Raw genomic sequence first — 23,172 nt, forward strand, 5'->3', positions numbered from 1 at the left:
CGCCAAGATCGGGGGCCGGACCTATGCCCAGCAGGGGCATAACTCCCGCCGCTACCTGCTCAGCGGCGTGGTGGCGTGCGGCCGGTGTGGCCGGTCGATGTTCGGGTCACCGCCGTACCGGGAACGCAAGCACGCGATCTACCGGTGCCCCGCGCCGACGCAGGGAGGGTGCGGGAAGGTCTCCCGCCACGGCCCCCACACCGATGATCATATTCTGGCGGCGCTGTTCAACAAGATCGAGTTGGAGACCGCGAGCGCCGTGGTGGAGGTTGCCCCGTGGGAGGGGGAAGCCGCGCTGGCCGAGGTGCAGGAGAGCATCACCGCGACCCGGGCCGCGTGGACGTCGGTGCCCCGGCGGATCTCCCCGAAGGACTACTTCCCGACCATGGAAGAGCTCAGGGAGCAGGAAGAAGCCCTTCTCAAGGGACGGAACGATCATTTGGTGGCCACGGCGAACGCGCACGCCCGCCCCGCCGATGTCCGCGCCGAGTGGGACACCTACTCGCTTGCCCGCCAACGCGCGATCATCAAAGAGCATCTGATCGCCGTGGTCGTTCACCCCGCCGGCAGGGGCCGCAGGTTCGACCCCGACCTGTTGGACCCGGTCTGGCGAGAAGAGACCTAACCGCCGGGATCGTCGGCCAGGACCAGCCCGAGCAGCGCCGCGACCCGGCGCCGTTTCTCCCGCGACCACACCGGAGCCGCCAACGCCTGACGCCGCCCCCATTCCTCCGCCGCATCGGAGAACACCCGCCGAGACCGCGCCGAACCCGGCACCGGTACCGGTCGGGTGCCGGCCCGCCCACCCACCCGCACCGTGGTCACGTTCCGCGGCGCACCCCCGGTAGCCATCGGGGCAGAAACAGTCGAGGAGCTACCGGAACCTTCGGTGCTCGCCTGCTGGCCAGCCACGGCAGAGGCCGCCTCATCGGCGCCGGTGTCGGCATCGTCGGGGGTGTCGTCGAACAGCGAGAGCTGAACAGAAGCTTCGCTGCTCATAGCCCGGCCAGCCACACGTCGGAACCCGATCCAGCCGCCGGCACCGACATCCCGTCAGGTGGATCATCACCGTGATCCCCGGCATATAGACCACGCCCCGCGTAGGTCCATGCCCCGAGGGCCAACGTGTCGGGATCGCCGTCCGGACGGCCGARCGCATCCACCGGCACCCGGCCCGACATCGCCGCACCGATCGTGCGCGACCAGACTCGCCGCACCGTCCGCAGCGCACCAAACGTKGTCGAGTACCGCCGCGACTTTGACAGCCAGTGACCACCAAAGCCCATTTGGTGAGACCAGCGGACCAGTCGCGGGACATCGCCGGAGTCCCGGCCGAGTGCCGCATCCAACGCCGCCGTGAACGTGGCGTCGTGGCCGAGCCGCCAGCAGGTCTCCACCAACCGGCGCACATGCGGAACCAGGACCAGCCGGCCGAGTGCGGCCAGCGACCGCACCGGATGATCCAACGCCCCACCGGCCGCCGCAGACTTCGTGATGTACTTCGCCAGGTAGTTACTGACCCGCCCGACGTCGGTGGGCCCATCCAGCGCGATACGCCGGATATCGACCTGCACACCCCAGCGCACCGCCCACCCATCCCCGGCACCAGCGCCGGCGTCGAGGGTGGCCGCGTCCGGATCGGGAGCAGGCACCGAAACCGACCCGACCACGCCCCGCAGAGCGTCCGCGACCAGCTCACCAGCCGCCCACGCCGGAGGAGCCGAGCCGGGACCGTCCGGACCGTCCACCCGGACCACCACATGCAGATGCACGACCCCGCGTTGTTGCATTTCCGCGACCTTGACGAAGCTCAACCGCGCCGCACGGCGCAGCCCCGCCACCGTCAGACCGGCCGCCGCCGCCACCRCCGATTCCGTCGCGTCCCGCGTGGCCTTCCACAACCGGGGAACAAGCGCGTTCCAGACCACCGACCGGCCGTAGCCGTAGCAGTCCGGGCAGATCGGGGAACCGAGCCGGGAATCATCCTCGCGGTGCCGCTCATGACAACCCGCCGGTTTCCCGTGCGGRCACAGTCCCCGCCGGGGGTGACATGCCTGCACTGGACCGGTTTTCCCGCCGTACTGGCGGCGGGAATGCACCGGCCCGAACGACGGCGCGGTCAGGGTGACGAACCACGCCGGATGCCCGGTCACCGTCTCCGGCACGCCCTTGCCGCCCGCGAGCCCAGCCAGGACCAGCCGCCAGGCGTCCCGCTTGTAGACCGCCGAGCACGCCGGGCACGCCGACTCACGCCGGTTGTTGCACCGCACATGCAACACGCCGCCCGGCTCACCCGCCGAGGTGAACGCGCGGCGGACCTCACCGGTACCAACATCCACATGATCGACATGGCCGGAGAGGCGGATCGGCCGGGAACAGCCACCCGCGACCGGCCGGTTTTCGGGCAAGCTCACGCCCACGTCCACGGAAATTCACCGCGTCCTTTCACCRCACAGGCGCAGCCCGACCCGGACGAACCCACAGGCCGGCCGCAGCGCCACACGGAAACGAGAACGAGACAGAAAAAGACCGGAAGATCAACAGCGGCGGACCTCAGCCGCCAGCCGGAGCTACCCGGTCAACMCGTGAACGAGAGAGAACCTGATCACCGACAGGACACGCCACATGCGGCACATCTGCACCCCAGACGGAACGTCAACACGACTGGACGCGAACCACGAGGACACGTGGCCCACGGTGCAGCAGCCCGAGCCCGGTCCTGCCGCTCCCAGGCGGCTCAACGTGGACAGCTCGTCTATGTGGCGTACTGCCTTACATGGCGCAGGGACCGGAGCCCCTCGAATGCCTACATCTACTATACCTATGTCCGTACGAAGATTCTACCTTTTTGAATGAATCGGCGAGCCGTCGAACCTATCCCGGAGGATCAAGATCTGTCCCTACGGCCCCGGCGACCGATCAGGCAGACGCCCAGGCCAACGGGTGCTGTAGGGGAGCCCAGCGGGCCGGAGAGTCTCGGCCCGCTGGGTCGGCCTCTTCGGCTATCCCGCCGCTTCCGCCTGGACGTAGCGGGCCAGCACGGCTTCGATGCGGTCGACTAGCCGGAAGTCCAGGTCGGTGATCCGCTGTCCGGCGCTGTAGGTGGTGAGACTGAACGTCAGTTCTCCCCAGTGCAGTTCGACGTCCGGGTGGTGCTCCAGTTCCTTCGCGGCCTCGGCCACCGTGCCCAGAGCCTCGATCGCGGCRTAGTACTCCACGGGGAACGTCTTGTGGATCTCCTCGCGGTCGGTGGCCTTCACCCATCCGTCCAGCGCGGCCAGACGTCGAGTGACTTCCTCGGCCGGTAGCGGGTCGCGTAGTCCCATGCCCGTTGTTCCTTCCTACAGCGTCGCCAGTTGAGCTTTGACCTGTCGTCCGGTCTCATGGTCATGCCACGGCGTGAGGTGGTGCCAAACTCCGTGGAGCTCCTGCCGTAGCCGCGCCGAACTGGTCTCCCGGGCGACGGTGACCGCGTGCGTCACGGCGTCGGCGGCGGCCTCCGGGTTCCCGGCCTGAGCATGCGAGGTGGCTTGCCGTGCCTGGTACACGCCCTTGTCCCGGCGGGCCGTGGCGGGCAGGGCGGAGATGACCTGCTCCCACAGTGGCAGGGCCTCGCGGCCGAGGCCGAGACGGTTGTAGCAGGTGGCCCGCTGCACCTCGATGTAGCCGGGGGTGCGYCGGCAGGCGTTGAACCACGGGTAGTCGTCATCGACGCGGACCAGCAGGGCCGCGGCCTTGTCCAGGGCGTAGTCTGCGCCGCGCCGGTCGCCGATGAGGGCGTAGCCGTGGGCGGTCTGCTGCATCGCCTGTACCCGGACCTTTGCGCACAGGCCGTTCCCGTCCGTCAGGGCCGCGCTGGTCAGATCGAGGGTGCCGGGTCCATCCTGCTGGTCGGTACAGATCATCGCCTTGTTCGTCAGGGCGTGTCGGACGAGTTGGGTGTCTCCCACCCGGTGGGCGAGTTCGAGAGCCTGGTTCGCCCAGTGCGACGCGCTMACGAGGTCCCCGGCATCCTGGTAGAGCCAGGTCATCAGGCCCGCGTAGGCGACGCTCGTGYGCAACAGGGCGTGCCGTTCGGGGCCCCGGGCCACACGCAGGAACTGCCGGATGAGTTCCTGCTGCACCAGCACCGACGGAATCACGGTGTGCGGCCCCAACGCGGCCTCGGCCCGGTAGTAGCCGTCAAGCTGAGCCGCCAGATACTCGATGGCCTCAGGTGCAACCTGCTGATACGACGCCAAGGGCATGACCGCGCCCCCGACCAGGAACCCGGCACCGCTTCCCGCGAGAAACGTGCGCCGGTCGATGGCCACGATGACCACCTCCCCTACGTGTGCGATCACCCGGTACGGGTCAGCCGGCGGACCCGCGCTGTCTGTGAGCGGTACCCCGAGGATGCCGGGAACCGCCGATGCGGTGGGAGAGCCAACCGGGGCAGGGGGTGCCTCGCTGGGGCGCGGCCGTGGKAGCTTGAACCACAGCAGGTCTTCCGGGATGCAMAGGACCTCGGCCCACCGGATGAGCTTCGTAAGGTCGGTCACCGGCTCACCCGACTCGATGCGGCTCAACTGGGTCTGAGTGATGCCCATCCACCCGGCCACCATCTCCTGAGACAKGAGAACAGTGTGATGAGGGTGGTTGCGGTAGGCCGCGATCACCCGGCCCATGTGCCGCTCATCAAGGGCGTCCCGAAGCTGATCGGAGGCGRTCCAGAACCCGGCCGGCACCTCCGGCGCAGCCRTGCCCCGTTCCCGAGCCCGGCGCTGGCAGGGCCCACACGATCCCCGGTCGTTGTCCCGGGCAAGGCRCGTGCCACACCGGCAGTAGCGAGAATCGTCTACCTGGTCACTCATCGCAGTGACGCCCCTTCGTGACCTCCCAGGCCCGGATCGTGCTTACGCAGTCTATCCAGCGCCGCGGGCCGCTCATACCTACGACGCATGGCGCCTATGCGTGCCACGTCTAGTGATCACGAATCGTTGATTTCACACTTGCCCCAGGCCCCGGGGCCGGGTCGAGGAAAGCCGTTCTTCAGATGACGGCGGTGGGCTCCTCGGCCTCGGGTGCCGCTCCAGGCGGAACGTCGAACGAGGGAGAAGACGGACAGTGGAAAGGATGAGTGGAGGCTGRCCGGGTATCCCGCAACTGTCGGGCGATCTTCCTTTAAGGATTCTGCGATTGCAGAGCGATGTTGCCGTMACCGCGATAGAAGAGCTGGAAAGCAAGCTCATCGACTACGAGAGCCGTGCCCCAGCCGACCCCCTTGAATACGCCGCGCTACTGGAACGAATCGAGAACATCACGGAGGAGGCTCAATGGATCAAGAACCAAATAATCAAGATCACGGATGGAGGGGGATCCAGCTCGGGGAGGTGATCGCCCGGCACATCCGGCCCTACGCCGTCCTGAACGGCTACGGTGTGCAGATCGCCACCTTCGCCACCTGGAACGACGCACACGTCTGGGCACACAAGAAAATACAGGACCCCGACGTCATTCTCCCCTTGGAGGTGGAGGACCGGACGCAGCGGATCACCCGGCGCATCACGCGAGAGACGTGTGAACTCATCGCCTGGACGATCTTCACGAAGGTCGGTGGCTGCGAGCCGATGAACGGGGAGGCCGGCCCATCGCCTCGCACCCTCGACGAAAATCAGCACTACAGCAACCCCCCYGTGTAATTCCCTCCTGATCTGGGAGTCGACCGAACGTGGACGAGATGGACGGCAGCCTGACCCTCGACCGGGCCGCGCCCGCGACGATCGTCGCCRAACCTTCGGCAAGGAGACGCATTGAGCAATACTTCCTGGCAGTCAACAACGCATTCCCATCGGTGCACGAAGTGGCGACCATCGTCATCACTCACATGCTGCCCGACCGGCCCTTCTTCCTGGACGCGGTGGCGCGAGGGAACGATCTTATATCGATTCTTCCCAAGCCGAAGTCCTGTGACCCGACGACGCGGGCCGCCATCAGCGGCCGGTACCACTGTGATGACCTGGACCGCGATCGCTTCACCCATCCTGCGAAAGTTCTCGCGTACATCGAAGAGCGGGCCGCAGGTCGAGACCTTGTCCTGTTGGATATCGGCGGTTACTTCGCGCCCGCGCTAACCTCCCTGTGTCGGCAGTTCAGCGGGCGAATCGTGGGAGTCGTCGAGGACACGGAGAACGGGTACCGTAAGTACCTTTCGTGTGGGAAACCACCCTRCCCGGTTTTCTCGGTAGCCCGCAGTCCRCTGAAGCAGCCGGAAGACTATCTGGTGGGTCAGTCCGTCGTGTTCTCCACCGAATCGCTTCTCCGAGAGCACGGGGATATCCTGCACGGCCGTGAGACCTGCGTCATCGGTTACGGCAAGATCGGTCGTAGCGTGGCGAACACCCTTCGAGCCAAATCGGTCCRCACCACCGTGTACGAGACAGACCCGGTGCGTGCGGTCGAGGCCATGTCGCATGGATTCGCGGTGAAATGGTCAAAGTCCGAGGCGCTGGGCCGCGCCGATGTCATCGTGTGCGCCACCGGCAACCGGGCGCTGGAGGGTGAAGACTTCACTTACCTGCRGCCCGGCTCCTACGTGGCGTCCGTGACATCGTCGGACGACGAACTGAACCTCGCCTCGCTCCGCGGAACCTACCGGGTCGACCGGCTCGGCCCACACCTCAGCCGCATGACCTCATGGAACCATCATTTCTATCTGCTCAACGATGGAAATGCGGTCAACTTCGTCCACGGCGCTGCGGTYGGCCCGTTCATCTTCCTTGTCCAAGGCGAGATCCTCGCGGCCCTCGCGCTGCTGTCGTCGGGACAGACCATGGAGCCGGGCCTACACGAGGTCGGCAACCGGGAGCGTGAAATCATCGCCCGGTCCTGGCTGCGATGCTTCAACGAGGAGTGAACCCCCATGCCCGTCACGAACGACGACATCGCCAAGACCATCCGTGCGCATCTCGACGCACACCCGGAGGACGCCGAGTCTCTGGCCCCTCTGCTGGAAGCGGCCCGAGGAAGCGACGCGCCCCTGGCCTCCAGGACGACCACACCCGGCCACGTGACCTGCGGAGTGGTCGCAGTCACCTCTGATCGCCAAGTCCTCCAGATCCGCCACCGCAGCCTGAACCGATGGCTCCTTCCCGGCGGGCACATCGAGCCGGACGACGCCTCGCTCCTGGACGCAGCCCTACGTGAGCTGGCCGAAGAGACAGGGATTCCCCGGGCCTGGGCGAACCCTGCCCTCGAACGGCCCGTGGACGTGGACGCACACGTGATCCCACCGAACCCCGCAAAGCGGGAGCCGGAGCACATCCACTACGATCTTCGCTTCCTCCTGGCCATCGATCCGCCAGCCGGCAACGCCAATGTGGCGCTGCAACTGGAGGAGGTCGCTGACTACCGCTGGGCCCCGTTGACCGAACTGCCCGGCCGTCTGAGCGACCGTACCCGAGCTAACCTCCTCGCTCGACCCTGAATTGATCATCCGGGACCGACTTCTTAGGAACACAGAGATCAAAACGGCGGCCACGACGTCCCCTGATGCAGAGGGCATGATCGCCATCGCTAATGTTCTGTACGGTTTCAAGGCCGCCCCTTCGGGGCGGCAACCCCAGTTGGCCAGCCAGAACGAGGCAGGAGCGCCGCACGCGCCGCGCCGAACAGGACCCCGTCCGCCCCGCCGCGCGCCCGGGGCGGGGCCCCGCCTCCCTCCGGTCGGCACCCCACCCCGGGCGCGTCGGACCGGCCGCCCGTTCGGCGCGTCGGAGCGTCGTTGCGTTCCTGTGCTGTGCCATGCGCCTTGAGAGGGACAKGCGAGATGCGTGTCGGGATGTGACGGGGCTCTGCCCCGAACCCCGGCCCTTTCTCCGGAGGAGGGAGACCGCCGGCGGTGCCGGAGGGCAGCGGCGCGGCACGTCCGCTGGTTCCCCCGCCGGACGGACACCACAGGCAACCCCAGAACCCTCCGACCGCGCAAGGGCACACGCCTTCCGGTGGGGTCGAGCGCCGTCGGTGCCCTTGCACGGCCGAAGGAACCTGGGGTAGGGCTACGCCTGCCCGCCCGACGGAGGACCAGCTCAAGCCCCCGGCATGTCGAGGGTCGACGACCACCCAACCGGAGCGCCGCAAGGCCGACGAGCGGCCCTGTGCCCGTCGGATCGCCTGCCCCCACGGGTGTATGGTCCTGAGACCGGCCGATAGACACCGGAACGATCACGCTTCCTATCCTTCCGTTTCGTCTCGATTAGGATGGATGAAACGGAACGATACGTTATGTGTCCGGTGGGGTTCGTGTCCGTGGCCGCCGCCGAGCGCAGCCGTTCCGGTGCTCTTGGCCGCCGAGTCAGCCCCGCCGCCCAGTGGGAGCAGGCACGCCGCACAGCGCAGCCCTCAAGAACGCCGAAGTGCTCTCAGAGCGCCGCAGCTACACCCGCACCGGCCGACGGTCGCGGACCATGTCCGCCAACGCCACGACGCTTCGAGGATCGAGCCGAACCAGCTCACCACGCAGCCGCACGCCAGTCGGACCCACCGGAGCAGCCAACAGCAGCACGTGAAGCGCCTCTTGGTAGGGAGTCCACGCCGCCGGACCCACCTGGACGCACGGCGGTACCCATCCGGCCGCCATCAGAGGCCGCCGAGCAGGGAACCAAGGTCCGGCAAGGTCCGGAACCGCAGGATCACCGCAGAATCGCCGGGACTCACCCGCCAATGATCGATAAAGAGAACCGGCGGAAGCGTCGCCGTAACGTCCACCAAGTCGCGCAGGCTCGCGCCCGGCGTCATCGCCAGGTCGTACAGACCGTGATCGTCATGCGGATTGATCGTGACGAACGGACGCCCTTCGTACGGGTTGCGCCAGCCACCCCGACCGGACGGCGGAATACTAGACACGGGTCACCCCTGTTCACCCAGGTTGTGATCAAGGTTCCGGTGGGTGGTGCAACACCCGCCGGAACCGCCAACATCACCAACTATAGGGCATGGCGTCCCATAGTTCCGAAGAACAGGTAGGTACGTGGCGGAAGACCCGTTGATCGGTTACCGCGAGATGGCGGAACGGGCCGGCATTAGACCGGGCACGCTGCGTAACTATCGCGCCAAAGGACTACTTCCTGAGCCAGACGACATCTCGGTACCCGACCGACCCAGGTGGAAGACGTCCACCTTCGATGCATGGATGGCCAGCCGCCCCGGAAGGGGTGCGCGTACGGACCTCCGGCCGCCGGACGCTGCCGACTAATCGATCATCCCGCGAAGCGGCGAGCGGCACGGCCACGTCGGTAGAGCTGGACTACTTGCGGTAGCAAGCAACCGAGTGTGGGCAGGTCAAGCGTTGCTGCGACTACTTGCGTACCTGATTCCGTGTGTTGGAAGTGACGGACATCACGGTGTAATTTCGGTTCCTAGACGACCCGCGCCGCTTCTGCCTCGTCCACCGCCGCGCAAAAAGTGAAGTTCGCCAACCTGTTGCGTGCAGCGCTTCACGCCCCTGCTCGTCGACGCGGCGAGGCCGTGCCGGCACCTGCCCGGGGACAGGTGGTTCGTCGACGAGACGTATGTCAAGGTCGCCGGCCGGTGGACGTACCTGTACAGGGCGGTTGACCAGCACGGGCAGGTCATCGACGTCCTCGCCAGCGCACGACGCGACCAGGCTGCGGCACGCCGGTTCTTCACCAGCGCGCTGTCCCACGGGCGCCGGCCGGTCGAGGTCACCACCGACAAGGCCGCCGTTTACCCGCGGATCCTCGACGAGCTGGTACCCGAGGCCTGTCACGTGGATGCCGCGCGGGAGAACAAYCGGATCGAATCCGATCACAGCCGGTTGAAAGCCAGGCTCCGCCCGATGCGCGGACTGAAACGGCTGCGCTCTGTCCAGACGATCAGCGCAGGGCATGCCTTCGTCCAGAACATCCGCCGCGGCCACTACGAACTCGGGATCGACACCGACTCGCACGCACGGCTGACAGCCGCGTTCACCGAGCTCACCCTCGCGATCTGATCACCCGTTCGGCAGGGTCAACCATGCCCTGCCTTCCCCCAATGCAACAGACCCGCTGCGGTCGGTCGAGGACCTTCTGGCACGCCGGTCAGGCGTGGCACTCCGGGAGGTGCCCACCGTTGAATTCCACCATTTCCGCGAAGAGCGGCTCGACCGGCAGCGCGGCTGCCGGCGGTGCCCCCTGATGCTCGGCGATCGCGCGGTGCAGGTTGGGGACCAGCCGCTCCGGGTCCTTCCAGCCGGCGAATCGGCCTGCCGAGCATTGGCGGGCCGCCTGGATCGGTGTCAGCCCCTTACGCATCGCGTCTCCGGCGGCGTCCCGCAGCCACAGTAGGTACGCCTCCGTCTCGTCGAAGGCCTCGGGGCCGGCGATCGTTCCGTGCCCGCCGACCACGACTTGGGCACCCGTCTCGCGCATCCGGCGGACAGCGGTCAGCGACCCCGCGACCGTGCCCATCAACAGGAAGGGCGTACACCCCGGCAGCACCACGTCGCCGGTGAACAGCACCTTCTCGCCSGGGAGCCACACCACGGTGTCGTGCCCGGTGTGCGCGGGCCCCACGTTGAAAAGCTCGGCCCGGCAGCGGCCCAGGTGCAGCGTCAGTGCGTCGTGGTAGGTCACCGTCGGTAGCACCGGATCGACATTGCCCCAATTCACCTCCGGCCAGAGGCCGGTCAGTGCCAGCCCCGTCTCCGCCATCTCGGCCCGGGTGCCGTGCTGGGCGATGATCGTCGCCGTGTCGGCGAAAAGGTGATTGCCGAAGGTGTGGTCGCCATGGAAATGAGTGTTGACCAAGTACTTCACCCCGCCACGACTGAGGCCGTCCACTGCGGTGCGCAGCAAGGTCGCGCGCCGCTCGGTGGCCGCGGTGTCGACGAGCAGGATGCCGTCGTCACCCACCACCACGCCAGCGTTGTTGAGACACCAGCCTCCGTCCGGCTGGACATAGGCGAACACGCCGTCCGCCACCTCCGTCATACGTGCCGCCACCGCGCTGGCGGCGGCGCGAGTCGCTGTCACCGGACTTCCCGCTCCTCGGTGGAGGATACGGGCGCCGCCGCGCCGGCCAGCGTCCGGCGGCTATTGGCCCCCAACGCGTCCCGGAGGTAGCGGCGTCCCTCGGCGAGAGAACTGCTCGGGCCGAGCACCGTGCGCAGCGCGTCCGGGTCCAACACGACGGTGTGTCTCGCCGTGACCGAGTCGGGCCCGTCCGGCACCCGATGGAAGATCCACACCCCGCTGTGCCCGAGAAGCGTCGAGGGTGGCCGGGTCTGCTTGTAGGCGATTCTGTCGTTCGCCAGGCACACCCGCACCGACCGGGCGGTGTGCGTCGACCCGTCATCGCCGCTGACCGTGTCCATCTCCAACTGTTGGATGCCCGGCATCTCCTCGGTGAGCACCACACGGCGAACGTGCGGGAGCTGATCCGGCCAGCGGTCCGCCCGGTCGATGAAGTCGTACGCCTCCTCGGCCGACCCGGTGAGCTCGACGGTGTCCTCGAAGGTGAAGACGACTTCCGCGACCGGATGACCGAGCTCCGCCACCCGGCGCAACGCCGCCAACTCTTCGACGCTGTTGCGTTCCAGGGCCGCACTGATCCACTGGACGGCAGCGGCGTCGTCGTCCACCGCGGTGAACTCGTGGTCCAGGATCACCTCGGTGCGGCCACCGGGCAAGGGCAGGACCTGCCAGCGTCCGCTCATCGCCGCCACCGGTGGCTGGCTCCGTTCCTGGCGGAAGCCGATCGTCCGCAGGTGCCGGTCGACCTCACGCCGCGACGTCCACGTCTTGACCTCGCCGCCGACCAGGGCCCAGAGCTGGAAGTGTTCCTCGCTCTCCGTACGCTCGAGGTAGCGCAAGAAGATGTTCGGACCGAAGATCGCCGGCCACCGTTCAGCCTCGGTGAGCAGTTCGAAGACCAGGTCCGCCGGGGCCGCCACCACTTCTCGATGCGATGTCCGGTGCTTCGTAGGCACAGTAGGCGCACCCTTCACGACGTCTGCCGCAGCCGCTCGGCGCTGTTGACGGCGGCGAGCACGGCCTCCGGCGTACGCAGCTCCATGACCTGCTCGTCCGGCAACACGATGCCGTAGCGGCGCTGGATCTCGGCGGCGAGCTCCAGCAGGGCGAGCGAGTCGTAGCCGAGTTCGGTGAACTCCTGGACGGCGAAGTCGCCGTCCAGGGTTCCGCTGTCGTCGGCGCCGGAGTTCTCGACCAGAATCTTTTTCAGGTCCTCGAGGGTTATCAGAGACATGTCTTTCCCTTCGTGAGAGTGCGCGCGCTTGACCTGATCGGTGACTGGCGTGTGCCGGTGTCCGCGAGGATCTGGTCAGGCACGGACGACGACGGCGGAATTGAAGCCCCACCGGCCACGGGCCAGCACCAGCGCGACGGTCATGTTCCGCTCGCGCGGGGCGTTCTGAACGAGATCGATCCGATGTCCAGCGGCGACCTGCGCGTCGTGTGGGGTCGGCGGGATCACGCCCTCGCGCAGGGCCAGAMAGGCGGTGACGACGTCGAGGGGGCCGCCGCCCGAGAAGAGCCGCCCGGTCCCGGCCTTGGGGGCGGTAACGGGCACCCCGTAGGGGCCGAACAGCCCGGTCACCGCCTCGGCCTCCGCACGGTCGAGCTCGGCGGTGCCGGCGGCGTCGGCGAAGACGACCCCCACGTCGGCGGTCGTGACCCCGGCGTCCTCGAGGGCCAGTTCCGCGGTCCTGCGCAAGCCCGGCGGTCGGCCCGACCCCGGGGCGGGGTCGAAGGTCGCCGCATACCCGGCGATCTCGCCGTACCGGGAGCGGTCCCCGCGCCCGTCCAGGCTCTCGCCGCCCTCCAGGACGAGGATCGCACCGCCCTCACCCGGGACGTGCCCGGAGGCCGCCGCGGCGAACGGCAGATACGCCTGCCCCGGATCATCCGTGGTGCTCACCGTGCCGCTGGAGAGATGCGCGCCCCGGCCCCACGGGCCGAGTGCGGAGTCGACGCCGCCGGAGATCACCAGGGGCGTGCCCCGTCGGATCGCCCGGCGGGCGTAGCCGATGGCGTCCAGCCCGCCTGCCTGCTCGCCGACGAGCGCCGTGCCCGGTCYGCGCAGGCCGTGCCGAATGGACACCTGTCCCGTCGTCACGGCGTAGAACCAGGCGAACGACTCGTAGACGCTGACGTGCTGGGGTCCGTCGTGCCACAACTTGTCGAACTCGCGGTGGGTGAAGTCGAAGCCGCCGCAGGCATTCGACGTCATGACGCCCATGTCGTACTCGTCCCGATCGTCGGGGCGCACACCCGCGTCGTTGATTGCCCAGTCGGCCGCGGTGAGCGCCAGCCGGGTAGAGACGTCGGTCTGGGGCAGCAACCGGCCCGGAAGGTGCCGGGCGGCATCGAAGCCGGTGATCCGGCCGGCGAGCGCCCCGACATGCCGGTCGTCGAATCTCGAGATGCCGGAGCGCCCCGCTAGCGTCGCCGCCCAGTACTCCGCGATACCCAGCCCGGTCGGCGCGACCACGCCGACTCCGGTGACGAAGACCCGCTGCGTCATGCTGCCCGTCCTCCGGGCTGACGAAGCACCATTGCGCTCTGAAACCCGCCGAACCCGCTGCCGATCGTCAGCACCGTGTCGAGGGTGGCCTCCCGGGCCACGCGCGGCACGTAGTCTAGGTCGCATTGGGGGTCCGGCAGCCGTAGGTTCGCGGTCGGGGGGATGACGCTGTACCGCAAGGCGAGAGCGCAGGCGGCCACCTCGATGGACCCGATCGCGCCCAGGGAATGGCCCACCATCGACTTGATCGAGCTGATCGGCACCCGACGCGCGTGCTCACCGAGGCTGGCCTTGACCGCCGCTGTCTCGTGTAGATCGTTCTGTCTGGTACCCGAGCCGTGCGCGTTGACGTAGTCCACGTCCGACGGATCGAGCCGGGACTGGGCGAGCGCGGTGCGGATCGCCTCGGCCATCTCCCTGCCGTCCGGCTTCAGACCGGTCATGTGGAAGGCGTTCAACCGGGTGGCGTACCCGGTGACCTCAGCGTAGATCTCGGCGTTGCGACGCCGGGCGTGCTCGTRCTCCTCGAGCACGAACATGGCGCAGCCCTCGGCGAGGACAAAGCCGTTGCGCGATCGGTCGAACGGGCGCGAGGCCGTCGCCGGTTCGTCGTTGTACGACGTGGTGGCTTTGATGGCGTCGAAGCACGCCAGYACGATGGGTGAGATCGGAGTGTCTGTCGCGCCCGCTGCCATCACATCCACTACGCCGTCCTCGATGAGGTGCAGCGCGTGGCCGATCGCGTCCAATCCGGAGGTGCACCCGTCGGAGACCATGGTGACCGGGCCCTCCGCGCCGACGGTCCAGGCCACCTCGGCCGCCATCACGCTGGGCACCATGTGATCGAACATGTGCGGCGTCAGGTGCCGGGTGTCCATCTCGCGGGTTCGGCCGCTGTCGAACAGCACGAGGTACTCGGCTTCCAGAGAGGTAGCCGCCGCGACAGCGCTGCCGAGGCTCACCCCGATCCGGTGGGGTTCCACCCGGTCCAGCTCCAGACCGCTGTCCTCGACCGCGTCGCGGGTGYAGACCACCGCGAACTGGGCCGCCCGGTCCATCCGGCGGATCTGCCGTGGGGTCAGCCCTTCGGCCTGGGCATCGAAGTCGACCTCACCGGCCACCTGGCTGCGGAACGGCCCCGCATCGAAGAAGGAAATCCGCCGGGTCGCGGTCCGGCCGGCCGTCAGAAGGTTCCAGAAGTTCTTGGCTCCTCCGCCACCGGGTGCGCGTACTCCGATCCCGGTGATCACCACGCGCCGGTTCGGTTTCATGAATTCCTTTCCCCGTGGAGTAGTCACCTGTCGTTCACCGCCTCCGCCGCATGGCGGGCGAAGCCACCCGCCCGCGCGGCGAACTGGAGACCGCTGTGGCCCGCCCCGCAGACGACGTCCCGCCAGAACCGTCCGAGATCCTCGCCGTCGGCCTGCCCTCGGCTACCCGAGCCACGCATCAGCCGGTCCACCGCAGCGGAGAGATACTCCGCGGCCAGCGCGCAGTCCCGACCGTTACGGGACTCCTCGTAGGGCGTCACCGCGCCCTCGTCGAGCACCTGCGCCACCCGTTCCAGGAGCAGGCCCGCCGTGTCGATCTCCCCGCCGGAACGGGCCAGCACCATGTCGTACGCCAGCCGGTCCACCGGGCCGGATATGGCCGGGCCGGGCCGCTGCAACTTCGGTCCGATCAGCGACCACCACCGGTGCAGGGCGCCGCGGGCCGCCCCGAGCAGTGGACCGGTGAGAGTAAGGCCGTTGGCCGCCTTCATCGGTACCTGATGGCAGGGCGCGTCCTCCCCGGGAGCTGGCCCGTCGGCGAGCACCCGCAGGGACACCGAGTGGGACGCCGGAACCCGCACGTCGTCAAGAACGAGCGTGTTGCTGCCGGTGGCACGCATGCCCACGTTGAACCACGTCGGTTCGATCCGGTACGCCGGCCGCGGCACCGCGAAGAACCGGTACTCGTCCCGGCCGTCACGGACCGCCCGGGCGCACACCAGGGCCCAGTCCGAGTGGTCGACGCCGCTCACGTACGGCCACTGCCCGTTGAGCCGCCACGAGTCGCCCCCCGCAGCCGCCTCTCCCCCGGGCATCAGCCCCGCGACGATCAAGGCGTCCGGGCCGCCGGCCCAGACGGYAGCGCGGCCCGCTTCCGGAAGATAGGCTGCCATCCGGGCGGCCGCGGCGATCAGTGACGCCACCCAGGCCGTCGAGGCGCAGGACGCGCCGATGGTGGCCACGGCGGGCAGCAGAGCACCGAAGGTGCCACTGTCCCCCCCGTACCGCGTGGGCACGAAGTGCCGGGCGAACCCCGCGGCGAGCACGGAGTCGATCGACGCACGCGGGAGTCGCCGGTCGGTCTCCGCCTCACGCACGTGCTTGGCGGCCGACACCGCCGCCACCTCCGCCGCCGCCTGCAGAGTGGAACCGGCCGTGGTCAGCTTCATGTCTGCCTCCGGTGGTACGGCACTGGACCTCAGTAGTTGCCGAGACCGCCGCAGACGTTGATTGCCTGGGCGGTCACGGCGGCAGCCTCGTCACTGACGAGGTACTCGACCATCGCGGCGACCTCGTCCGGCCGGACATAGCGGCCGATCGGGACACGCGCGGTCACCCGGTCGTGCGCCTCGGCCTCGGTGACGCCCCAGAGCTTGGCGTAGGTCCCACGGACGGTCTGTGCCATGGGCGTCTCGACGAAGCCGGGGCAGACCGCGTTCATGGTGACGCCGGTCTTGGCCAGTTCCAGGCCCCATGCCTTGGTCAGGCCCACCACACCGTGCTTCGCGGCCGAATATGGTGCGCYGTTCTGCACTCCCTGCTTGCCCCCTGTGGAGGCGATGTTGATGATTCGCCCGCCCGCCCGGCCGGCCAGGCCACYGGCGCGCAGCGCTTCCCGGGTGACGATGAAGACGCTGTTGAGGTTGGTGTTGATGACGTCAAGCCACAGCTCGTCGGCGATCTCCGCGGTGACGCCRCCGCCGCTGCGTCCGGCATTGTTGACCAGAATGTCCAGCGGCCCGAACCGGTCGACGACCGCGCAGATCAGATCGGTGACCTGCGTCCCGTCCGTGACGTCGCAGGCCCKGCCGTCCACGGCGAGGTTCTGTTCCTGTAGTGACTTCACCGTCGCGGCCACATTGTCAGCCGATYGCGCGCAGAGGTACACCCGGGCGCCGCGACGCGCGAGCCGGGTGGCAATCTCCAGTCCGATACCGCTGGTGGCACCGGTGACCAATGCCACCGGCTGGCTCTGCTGGCTCATGTTTCCTCCGATGACTCCGCCATGGTCGGCCGACCCCGACATTGCGGCAGCCCTCTCGAAACGCGGTCGAGCCGTCGTGGAGCACCGGATGGGCCGCCGGGCGGCCGTTTCGAGTGCCTCTCAACCCACTCGCATTAGTTTCGCCGCAGCCCGGACCGCGGCCCGGCCGCGGGTCATCAGGAGAGGAAGCCAATGTCCGCCACCGCGATCAGCACCGATGTCTACACGCAGGTCCAGCAGTTCTACGCCCGGCAGATGCACGCGCTCGATGCCTGCCGCTTCGACGAGTACGCGGCCACCTTCACCGAGGACGGCGAGTTCAGCCACACGCCGGGGCGGCCCGCGGCCCACACCCGGGACGGCATCGCACGCGAGCTGCGGGCTTTCCACGAGGAGCGTTTCGCCACCGAGCCGGTGCAGCGCCGCCACTGGTTCAACATGATCCACCTGATCGAGGCCCCGGACGGGAGCCTGCGGTCCACCTTCTACKTGCTCGTGGTGACCAGCCGTCCCGGTGAGCGCCAGCCCGAGATCGCGCCCAGTTGCGTTGTCCACGACGTGCTGATCCGCGCGGACGGGGGGCTACTCAACCGGTCCCGGCGGGTCGAGCACGACTACCTGCTTGACCTCAAGCGCACTTGAGATTGCAGGCTGTTTCTGACGTCCCCGGCCCTGATGGGCCGGCGTCGGAACATCCGGAGAGGAGATCCATGCGGGCCGCGGCATTCTACACCTTCGGTGGTCCGGAGGTGCTACAGGTGGTCGAGGTTGCCACACCCGAAGCTGGGCCGGGAGAGGTTCGGGTCCGAGTCGAGGCGGCGGGCGTGCAAGCGTACGACTCGTCGGTACGGTCCGGCTGGACACCGCCGGGGCAGACCCTGCGGTTCCCGCAGATAGTCGGCAACGACTTCGCCGGTGTCGTCGACGAGATCGGCACCGGCGTCACAGACTTCCGGATCGGCGACGAGGTGCTCGGCTGGGCCATGCTCGCCAGCTGCGCCGAGTACGTCGTCGTCCCTCCAGAGCAGGTCGTCTCCAAGCCGTCCGGGATGACCTGGCCGCAGGCGGGCACCCTGTCGGCGTCGGCGCAGACCGCACACACCGCGCTGGACGAACTGAAGGTCAGCGTCGGCGACACTCTGCTGATCCACGGCGCCTCCGGCGGCGTCGGAACGGTCGCGGTGCAGCTGGCCCTGGCCGCGGGCGCGACGGTGATCGGAACGGCCGGCCCGGCGAACCAGGACTACCTGCGCTCGCTGGGGGCCACACCGACCACCTACGGCGACGGACTGGTCGACCGCGTGCGAGCCCTGGCACCCGGTGGTGTCGACGTCGCCCTGGACGCCGCGGGCGGCGCGGCCCTGGATGCCTGCCTCGAGGTGGTCGCCGACCGGAGCCGGATCGGCACCCTGGTGGATTTCGCCCGGGCGGACGAGCTCGGCGTACGATTCCTGCGCAGCCAGCGCTCGGGTCAGCGGCTACGGGCGATCACCGACCTGTACCGCGCCGGGCGACTGACGCTGACCGTGTCGGAGGTCTTCCCACTGGACCGGATCGCCGACGCGCACCGTCGGATCGACACCGGCCATGCCCGCGGCAAGACCGCCGTCCTGCTCCGGGGGTGAGCGGCGTGCTGATCGAGGTCTTCTACGACGTGCTGTGCCCCTGGTGCTACATCGGTAAGCACCGGCTGCGGCGGGTCCTGACGGATTTTCCCGGCCGCGACGAGGTTCGACTGCGGTGGCGCAGCTATCAGTTGTCACCGGACGAGGGGCGCATCCCTGGCCCGACCGCCGCCGAGGCGATGGCCACATGGACCGCACCGGACCAGCTGCCCGTGCGGCTGGCCCTGATCGAGCAGCTCGGCACGGACCTGGGCTTGGCTATCGACCTCGACAAAGCGCGTCCCGTCAACACTTTCGACGCGCATCGGCTGACCCATTTCGCGGCCGACCATGAGCGGGCCGATGCGCTCGTCGAGGCGCTGCTGCGGGCCTACCAGGCGGAGGGGCGGAACGTCGCCGACCACCTCGTCCTGCTGGAGTTGGCGCACGAGGTGGGCCTGCCCGAGGAGGAGACGGGCGCGGTGCTCGCCGGTGACCGCTACGCCGACGCCGTCATCGCCGATCAGCGCCGCGCCGCCGAGTTGCGGGTGAGCGGCGTGCCGACGCTCGTCGTCGACGGCGGCCGGCCGTTCTCGGGCATGCAGCCGCCGGAGATGGTCCGCGCCGAGTTGGACCGTGCCGCAGCGGCCTCCAGCGTCCGGTGACCGATCCACCGCCGGGCGGGGCATCGCCGATGGGCGATGCCCCGCCCTCGGGTGCCGCTTCCGGCGGTACTCCCGGACCGGTCAGAACGTGAGGCCGTGCACGCTCGCCACCTGGTGGAACGCCTCGATGGTAGCCGGCAACGCTGCCAGGGCACGGCGGTATCCGGCCCGCGCTTCGGCGAGCTCCGTACGAACCGACTCGTCGTACAACACGGCCTCCAAAGCCGTGCTGACGGACTCCTCGTCGAGGATTTCCTCGTGGACCATCGTAGCCGCGAACGGGTTGCCGCTCCACGTCGGCCGGACGAGATCGTTCCACCGCATCGGCCAGGTTTGGTACGACGGCAGGGGCCCGGGATAGGCGTCCAGCCACGAGCGTACRGCGGGGCTGGGCTCCCCGATCGCAGCGTGCAGACGTTCGACGCCGTTGTCGTCCGCCAAGTCGAAACCGTTGACGACGGCCACCCCGGGCACATCGGTCCACACCGCCCGTTCCAGGGCAAACGACGGCAGCGAGAGCGCCAGAACGGCGTCCGCGGCGCCGAGCAGGTCGAGGTACTCCCGCGCGCCGTAGCGGGGCCGCCGGTGCAGCCGGCCCTCCGGAAGGCGGCCGAAGGCTCCGAAGTCCGGGCCGGCGACGAGGAACTCGGTGGTGGCCGGCAGCCGGGTGAGGTAGTGCAGCACCAGTTCCGGGATACGCGCCGCCAGTTCCCGGGGCACTGTTGCATCGGCGGAGTCCGTTGTCCCACGGCCGCCGTCCGGTCATGATCGAGTGATGCGTCGRCGTCGTGCCTGTCCACCGGTCCCAGTGTCGGAGTTCGCCGGCTTCCGGTTCCCACCCGAGGTGATCGTCCTCGCCGTCCGCTGGTATCTGCGGTACGCGCTGTCCTACCGGGATGTCGAGGAGCTCCTCGCGGAACGCGGCCTCGAGGTTGATCACGTCACGGTGTACCGGTGGGTGCGGCGCTTCACGCCCCTGCTGGTCGACGCGGCCCGGCCGTGCCGGCACCGGCCCGGTGACAGGTGGTTCGTGGATGAAACCTACGTCAAGGTCTCCGGCCGGTGGACGTACGTGTACCGGGCTGTTGACCAGCACGGGCAGGTCATCGACGTCCTGGCCAGCACCCACCGCGACCAGGCCGCCGCCCGACGCTTCTTCGCCCGGGCGCTGACGCACGGGCGCCGCCCGGTCGAGGTCACTACGGACAAGGCCGCGGTCTACCCGCGGGTCCTCGACGAGCTACTCCCTGGGGCCTGTCATGTCGACGCCGCCCGGGAGAACAACCGGATCGAAACCGACCACGGCCGGTTGACAGCACGGATCCGGCCGATGCGCGGACTGAAACGCCTCCGCTCCGTCCAGACCGTCAGCGCCGGACACGCCTTGGTCCAGAACATCCGCCGCGGCCACTACGAACTCGGAATCGACAGCAGCCCGCACCTGAGGTTGGCAGCCGCGTTCACCGAACTCGCCGCAGCCCTCTGACCAGCAGACATCCGGCCCGTTGGCATACCCAGCTTCCCCATAATGCAACAGCGCCTGTAACAGTGCCGATGCCGCGCCGTACCGGAGCATCCGCGCACCGACACGCAGGTAGCACAAGTGCTACCCTCGGAGGGTGGACGAGATAGGGCTTCGAGAGGTCCGGCAGAACGCCAGCGACCTGGTGCGCCGCGCCCAGGCCGGTGAACGGCTCACCATCACCGTGGCCGGCCGGCCAGCAGCCGTCCTCGGCCCGGTGAGTCCGCGTACGTGGCGGCGCTGGGACGATCTGGCTGATCTCTTCGCGCAGCCGGAGGACACCGACTGGCCRCAGGACCGCACCCTCGTCGACAATTCCCTCACGGATCCCTGGGGGCGCCGATGACGCGCGGCGTCCTCGACACCAGTGTCCTGGTCGCCACAGACGTCACCCCCCTCCCCGGCGAGCTGGCCGTCAGCGTCATCAGCATCGCCGAACTCCAGTTCGGCATCCTCGTCGCCAGGACGCCCCAGGCCCGCGCGACCCGGCTCGCCCGCCTCAGCGCGATCCAACGACGGTTCGACCCGCTGCCCGTCGACGACGCCGTCGCCGACAGCTACGGACGTCTCGCCGCCCGTGTCGTCGAAGTCGGGCGCCAGCCACGCGCACGCACCATGGACCTGCTGATTGCGGCCACCGCCCACGCCCACGGAGCCAGCATCTACACCCGCAACGCCGCCGACCTCGCCGGCCTGGAAGACCTCCTGAGGATCGTCACGATCTAGGCTGGCGCTGTTGCATTATGGGGAAGCTGGGCATGCCAGCGGCCGGGACGACCGTCGGTCAGACAGCGGCGGCGAGTTCGGTGAACGCGGCTGCCAGCCGTATCTGCGGYCTGGTGTCGATCCCGAGTTCGTAGTGGCCGCGGCGGATGTTCTGGACCAGCGCGTGGCCGGCGCTGATCGTCTGGACGGACCGCAGTCGTTTCAGTCCGCGCATCGGTCGGAGCCGTGCTGTCAACCGGCYGTGGTCGGCTTCGATCCGGTTGTTCTCCCGGGCGGCGTCGATGTGGCAGGCCTCGGGTACCAGCTCGTCGAGGACCCGCGGGTAGACCGCGGCCTTGTCGGTGGTGACCTCGTCCGGGCGGCGCCCATACGTCAGCGCTCGAACGAAGAATCGCCGGGCGGTTGCCTGGTCGCGCCGTGTGCTGGCGAGGACGTCGATGACCTGCCCGTATTGGTCGACCGCCCGGTACACGTAGGTCCAGCGGCCGGAGACCTTGACGTAGGTCTCGTCGACGAACCACCTTCCGCCAGGACGGTGCCGGCACGGCCGGGCCGCCTCCACCAGCAAGGGCGTGAAGYGCTGCACCCACCGATAGACCGTGACGTGGTCGACCTCGAGGCCGCGTTCAGCGAGCAGCTCCTCGACGTCCCGGTAGGACAGTACGTACCGCAGGTACCAGCGGACAGCGAGGACAATCACCTCAGGTGGGAACCGGAACCCCGCGAACTCCGACACCGGAACCGGTGGACAGGCACGACGTCGACGCATCACTCGATCATGACTGATCGACAGCCGCAGGACAGCGGACTCCGCCGATGCAACAGTGCCTCGGCGAGGCGATGCGTTCGCTGCACGACTGCGCGGTGGAGATGGTCCTCCGTGAGCGTGAGGAGCCGGGCAACGGCGCTCTGGGTGCCCTGACCGTGGTTCGGGACGAGGACGGCACAGGGTTCTCCGACGAGGAACTGGTGTCGACCGTCCTGCTGACCGCGATCGCCGGTTACGAGAGCACGGTCGTCCAGATCGGCAACGGGTTCCTGGCGATGTTCCGGCATCCGGAGCAGATGGAGCATCTGAAGCGGGGCAGGACGGACATCGCGGCGGCGGTCGAGGAGATCCTCCGTTATGCCCAGTCCAGCACTGGCTTCGCCGGCATGACGTACGCGATGGCCGACGTGGAACTGGGCTCGGTCACCGTCCCCGCGGGTGCCACGGTGTTCGTCTCGCTGGACTCCGCTGCCAGGGACGAGGCCCATGTCGACAGCCCGCAGCGGTTCGAGCTCTCCCGCGGTTCGGCCCGGCATCATGTGACGTTCGGCAGCGGACACCACTACAGAGCTTGAATGGTCAGGGTCTGGCTACGGCGGTTCCGGGTCGATGATCAGTTCGGTCTGGYCGAGGAAGCCGGCGATCAGGTCGGGCCGGTACTGGACGCGTTTGAGCAGGGTCTTGATCGTGGCGGTGAGCTGGTCGACGGTGACCCGGACGTGGTTGCCCAGGTCGCGTTTGACGTGGGCCCACACGCCTTCGACGGGGTTGAGGTCGGGGGCGTAGGCGGGCAGGGGGATMACGGTCAGCCAGTGGGCGTGGCGGGTGAGGAACCTGCGCATCGCGGCGCTGCGGTGGGTGTTGAGGTTGTCCCAACACAGGATGATCGGAGCACGGAGCTGGTGGTGCGCGGCGACGAGCAGGGTGGCGTAGTCGTCCTCGGAGAAGCTACGACGCTCGCCCTTACGGCCGTGGTGGGTCAGGACCCGGTAGAACAGCCGGGGCCGCTGGCCGGGCCGGTAGCAGACCAGGGCTGCCATCGAGACCCGCCCGGAGCCCTTCCCGGACACTCGCACGGTCGGGGTGTGTCCCCGTGGGGCCCAGGTC

27 protein-coding genes and 1 pseudogene are annotated in these 23,172 nt (G+C 68.6%); 12 read left to right on the forward strand and 16 right to left on the reverse strand.

Annotated elements, in window-relative coordinates; genetic code table 11:
• On the forward strand, positions 1-625 hold a 625-nt coding region (locus tag CcI156_RS21400), incomplete at its 5' end, for a zinc ribbon domain-containing protein (protein WP_175637643.1).
• On the opposite strand, the gene CcI156_RS21405 is transcribed toward CcI156_RS21400, so the two are convergent.
• The 4 genes from CcI156_RS21405 to CcI156_RS21420 form a co-directional block, all read right to left on the reverse strand.
• Positions 622-999: a hypothetical protein gene (locus CcI156_RS21405; RefSeq protein ID WP_011438454.1), complete on the reverse strand. Its 378-nt coding sequence runs from the start codon at positions 997-999 to the stop codon at positions 622-624. The two genes, CcI156_RS21400 and CcI156_RS21405, sit on opposite strands and share 4 nt — an antisense overlap.
• A complete protein-coding gene (locus tag CcI156_RS21410; protein WP_254847548.1) occupies positions 996-2,414 on the reverse strand; it encodes a replication initiator in 1,419 nt (472 codons plus the stop codon). The genes CcI156_RS21405 and CcI156_RS21410 overlap by 4 nt, the downstream gene beginning before the upstream one ends.
• A gap of 588 nt (positions 2,415-3,002) precedes the next feature.
• Positions 3,003-3,326 carry a 4a-hydroxytetrahydrobiopterin dehydratase gene (locus tag CcI156_RS21415; protein WP_011438456.1) on the reverse strand — a complete coding sequence of 108 codons (324 nt, stop codon included), beginning with the start codon at positions 3,324-3,326 and terminating at the stop codon, positions 3,003-3,005.
• Between the two features lie 15 nt (positions 3,327-3,341).
• Positions 3,342-4,667, reverse strand: a complete 1,326-nt coding sequence (locus CcI156_RS21420) for a helix-turn-helix domain-containing protein (protein WP_254847549.1) — start codon at positions 4,665-4,667, stop codon at positions 3,342-3,344.
• Positions 4,668-5,315: 648 nt separating this feature from the next.
• Here CcI156_RS21420 and CcI156_RS21425 point away from each other — a divergent pair.
• Genes CcI156_RS21425 through CcI156_RS21435 form a run of 3 tightly spaced genes read left to right on the forward strand, consistent with a single transcriptional unit; the run spans position 5,316 to position 7,465 of the window.
• The gene (locus CcI156_RS21425) at positions 5,316-5,681 is read left to right on the forward strand and encodes a hypothetical protein (protein WP_023841927.1); all 366 of its coding nucleotides are present in this window, start codon (positions 5,316-5,318) and stop codon (positions 5,679-5,681) included.
• Between the two features lie 29 nt (positions 5,682-5,710).
• The gene (locus CcI156_RS21430; protein WP_076807827.1) at positions 5,711-6,895 is read left to right on the forward strand and encodes an adenosylhomocysteinase; all 1,185 of its coding nucleotides are present in this window, start codon (positions 5,711-5,713) and stop codon (positions 6,893-6,895) included.
• Between the two features lie 6 nt (positions 6,896-6,901).
• A complete protein-coding gene (locus CcI156_RS21435) occupies positions 6,902-7,465 on the forward strand; it encodes an NUDIX hydrolase (protein ID WP_011438460.1) in 564 nt (187 codons plus the stop codon).
• A 948-nt stretch (positions 7,466-8,413) separates the two neighbouring features.
• Here CcI156_RS21435 and CcI156_RS27450 read toward each other — a convergent pair.
• Together CcI156_RS27450 and CcI156_RS24280 are read right to left on the reverse strand one after the other, a co-directional pair.
• Complete coding sequence (locus CcI156_RS27450; RefSeq protein WP_255353912.1) at positions 8,414-8,542, reverse strand: hypothetical protein; 129 nt, start codon at positions 8,540-8,542, stop codon at positions 8,414-8,416.
• Positions 8,543-8,616: 74 nt separating this feature from the next.
• A complete protein-coding gene (locus CcI156_RS24280; protein WP_011438461.1) occupies positions 8,617-8,883 on the reverse strand; it encodes a hypothetical protein in 267 nt (88 codons plus the stop codon).
• 580 nt (positions 8,884-9,463) lie between these two features.
• On the opposite strand from CcI156_RS24280, the pseudogene CcI156_RS21450 reads away from it, so the two are divergent.
• Positions 9,464-9,991, forward strand: a pseudogene (locus CcI156_RS21450) (IS6 family transposase); the annotation flags it as partial.
• 88 nt (positions 9,992-10,079) lie between these two features.
• On the opposite strand, the gene CcI156_RS21455 reads toward CcI156_RS21450, so the two are convergent.
• From CcI156_RS21455 to CcI156_RS21485, 7 genes are all read right to left on the reverse strand, one after another.
• Complete coding sequence (locus CcI156_RS21455; protein WP_011438464.1) at positions 10,080-11,012, reverse strand: MBL fold metallo-hydrolase; 933 nt, start codon at positions 11,010-11,012, stop codon at positions 10,080-10,082.
• Complete coding sequence (locus CcI156_RS21460) at positions 11,009-11,986, reverse strand: aromatase/cyclase (protein ID WP_330218997.1); 978 nt, start codon at positions 11,984-11,986, stop codon at positions 11,009-11,011. Before CcI156_RS21460 ends, CcI156_RS21455 begins: the two co-directional genes overlap by 4 nt.
• Positions 11,983-12,246: an acyl carrier protein gene (locus CcI156_RS21465; RefSeq protein WP_011438466.1), complete on the reverse strand. Its 264-nt coding sequence runs from the start codon at positions 12,244-12,246 to the stop codon at positions 11,983-11,985. Before CcI156_RS21465 ends, CcI156_RS21460 begins: the two co-directional genes overlap by 4 nt.
• 75 nt (positions 12,247-12,321) lie before the next feature.
• A complete protein-coding gene (locus CcI156_RS21470; protein WP_076807831.1) occupies positions 12,322-13,524 on the reverse strand; it encodes a ketosynthase chain-length factor in 1,203 nt (400 codons plus the stop codon).
• Positions 13,521-14,795, reverse strand: coding sequence for a beta-ketoacyl synthase (locus CcI156_RS21475; RefSeq protein WP_076807833.1), 1,275 nt, complete (start codon positions 14,793-14,795; stop codon positions 13,521-13,523). Before CcI156_RS21475 ends, CcI156_RS21470 begins: the two co-directional genes overlap by 4 nt.
• 23 nt (positions 14,796-14,818) lie before the next feature.
• Positions 14,819-15,964: an acyl-CoA dehydrogenase family protein gene (locus CcI156_RS21480; protein WP_076807835.1), complete on the reverse strand. Its 1,146-nt coding sequence runs from the start codon at positions 15,962-15,964 to the stop codon at positions 14,819-14,821.
• A gap of 29 nt (positions 15,965-15,993) precedes the next feature.
• Complete coding sequence (locus CcI156_RS21485; RefSeq protein WP_076807838.1) at positions 15,994-16,779, reverse strand: SDR family NAD(P)-dependent oxidoreductase; 786 nt, start codon at positions 16,777-16,779, stop codon at positions 15,994-15,996.
• Positions 16,780-16,971: 192 nt separating this feature from the next.
• Here CcI156_RS21485 and CcI156_RS21490 point away from each other — a divergent pair, with 192 nt between their 5' ends.
• From CcI156_RS21490 to CcI156_RS21500, 3 genes are all read left to right on the forward strand, one after another.
• Entirely contained in the window at positions 16,972-17,421 is a 450-nt protein-coding gene (locus CcI156_RS21490; protein ID WP_076807841.1) for a nuclear transport factor 2 family protein, read from the forward strand.
• A 68-nt stretch (positions 17,422-17,489) separates the two neighbouring features.
• Positions 17,490-18,404, forward strand: a complete 915-nt coding sequence (locus CcI156_RS21495) for an NADP-dependent oxidoreductase (RefSeq protein ID WP_011438472.1) — start codon at positions 17,490-17,492, stop codon at positions 18,402-18,404.
• 5 nt (positions 18,405-18,409) lie between these two features.
• Complete coding sequence (locus CcI156_RS21500) at positions 18,410-19,048, forward strand: DsbA family oxidoreductase (RefSeq protein WP_052154551.1); 639 nt, start codon at positions 18,410-18,412, stop codon at positions 19,046-19,048.
• Positions 19,049-19,129: 81 nt separating this feature from the next.
• Here the strand turns inward: CcI156_RS21500 and CcI156_RS24285 are convergent, their stop codons facing one another.
• Positions 19,130-19,768 (reverse strand): DUF6365 family protein, encoded by a 639-nt coding sequence (locus tag CcI156_RS24285; protein ID WP_023841934.1) that lies wholly within the window; start codon positions 19,766-19,768, stop codon positions 19,130-19,132.
• An 88-nt stretch (positions 19,769-19,856) separates the two neighbouring features.
• On the opposite strand from CcI156_RS24285, the gene CcI156_RS21510 reads away from it, so the two are divergent.
• The 3 genes from CcI156_RS21510 (at position 19,857) to CcI156_RS21520 (ending at position 21,296) form a co-directional block, all read left to right on the forward strand.
• Entirely contained in the window at positions 19,857-20,534 is a 678-nt protein-coding gene (locus tag CcI156_RS21510; RefSeq protein ID WP_023841935.1) for an IS6 family transposase, read from the forward strand.
• Between the two features lie 133 nt (positions 20,535-20,667).
• The gene (locus CcI156_RS21515; RefSeq protein ID WP_011438475.1) at positions 20,668-20,916 is read left to right on the forward strand and encodes a type II toxin-antitoxin system Phd/YefM family antitoxin; all 249 of its coding nucleotides are present in this window, start codon (positions 20,668-20,670) and stop codon (positions 20,914-20,916) included.
• On the forward strand, positions 20,913-21,296 hold the full coding sequence (locus CcI156_RS21520) for a type II toxin-antitoxin system VapC family toxin (protein ID WP_011438476.1): 384 nt from the start codon (positions 20,913-20,915) through the stop codon (positions 21,294-21,296). The genes CcI156_RS21515 and CcI156_RS21520 overlap by 4 nt, the downstream gene beginning before the upstream one ends.
• Before the next feature lie 58 nt (positions 21,297-21,354).
• Here the strand turns inward: CcI156_RS21520 and CcI156_RS21525 are convergent, their stop codons facing one another.
• A complete protein-coding gene (locus CcI156_RS21525; protein WP_175637644.1) occupies positions 21,355-22,032 on the reverse strand; it encodes an IS6 family transposase in 678 nt (225 codons plus the stop codon).
• 80 nt (positions 22,033-22,112) lie between these two features.
• Between CcI156_RS21525 and CcI156_RS21530 the strand changes: the two genes are divergently transcribed.
• Positions 22,113-22,640: a cytochrome P450 gene (locus tag CcI156_RS21530; protein WP_011438478.1), complete on the forward strand. Its 528-nt coding sequence runs from the start codon at positions 22,113-22,115 to the stop codon at positions 22,638-22,640.
• 15 nt (positions 22,641-22,655) lie between these two features.
• Here CcI156_RS21530 and CcI156_RS21535 read toward each other — a convergent pair.
• A partial coding sequence (locus tag CcI156_RS21535; protein WP_254847550.1) for a transposase occupies positions 22,656-23,172 on the reverse strand: 517 nt, incomplete at its 5' end.

This window comes from Frankia sp. CcI156 (genome assembly GCF_001983015.1).
Classification (GTDB): Bacteria; Actinomycetota; Actinomycetes; order Frankiales; family Frankiaceae; genus Frankia; species Frankia casuarinae.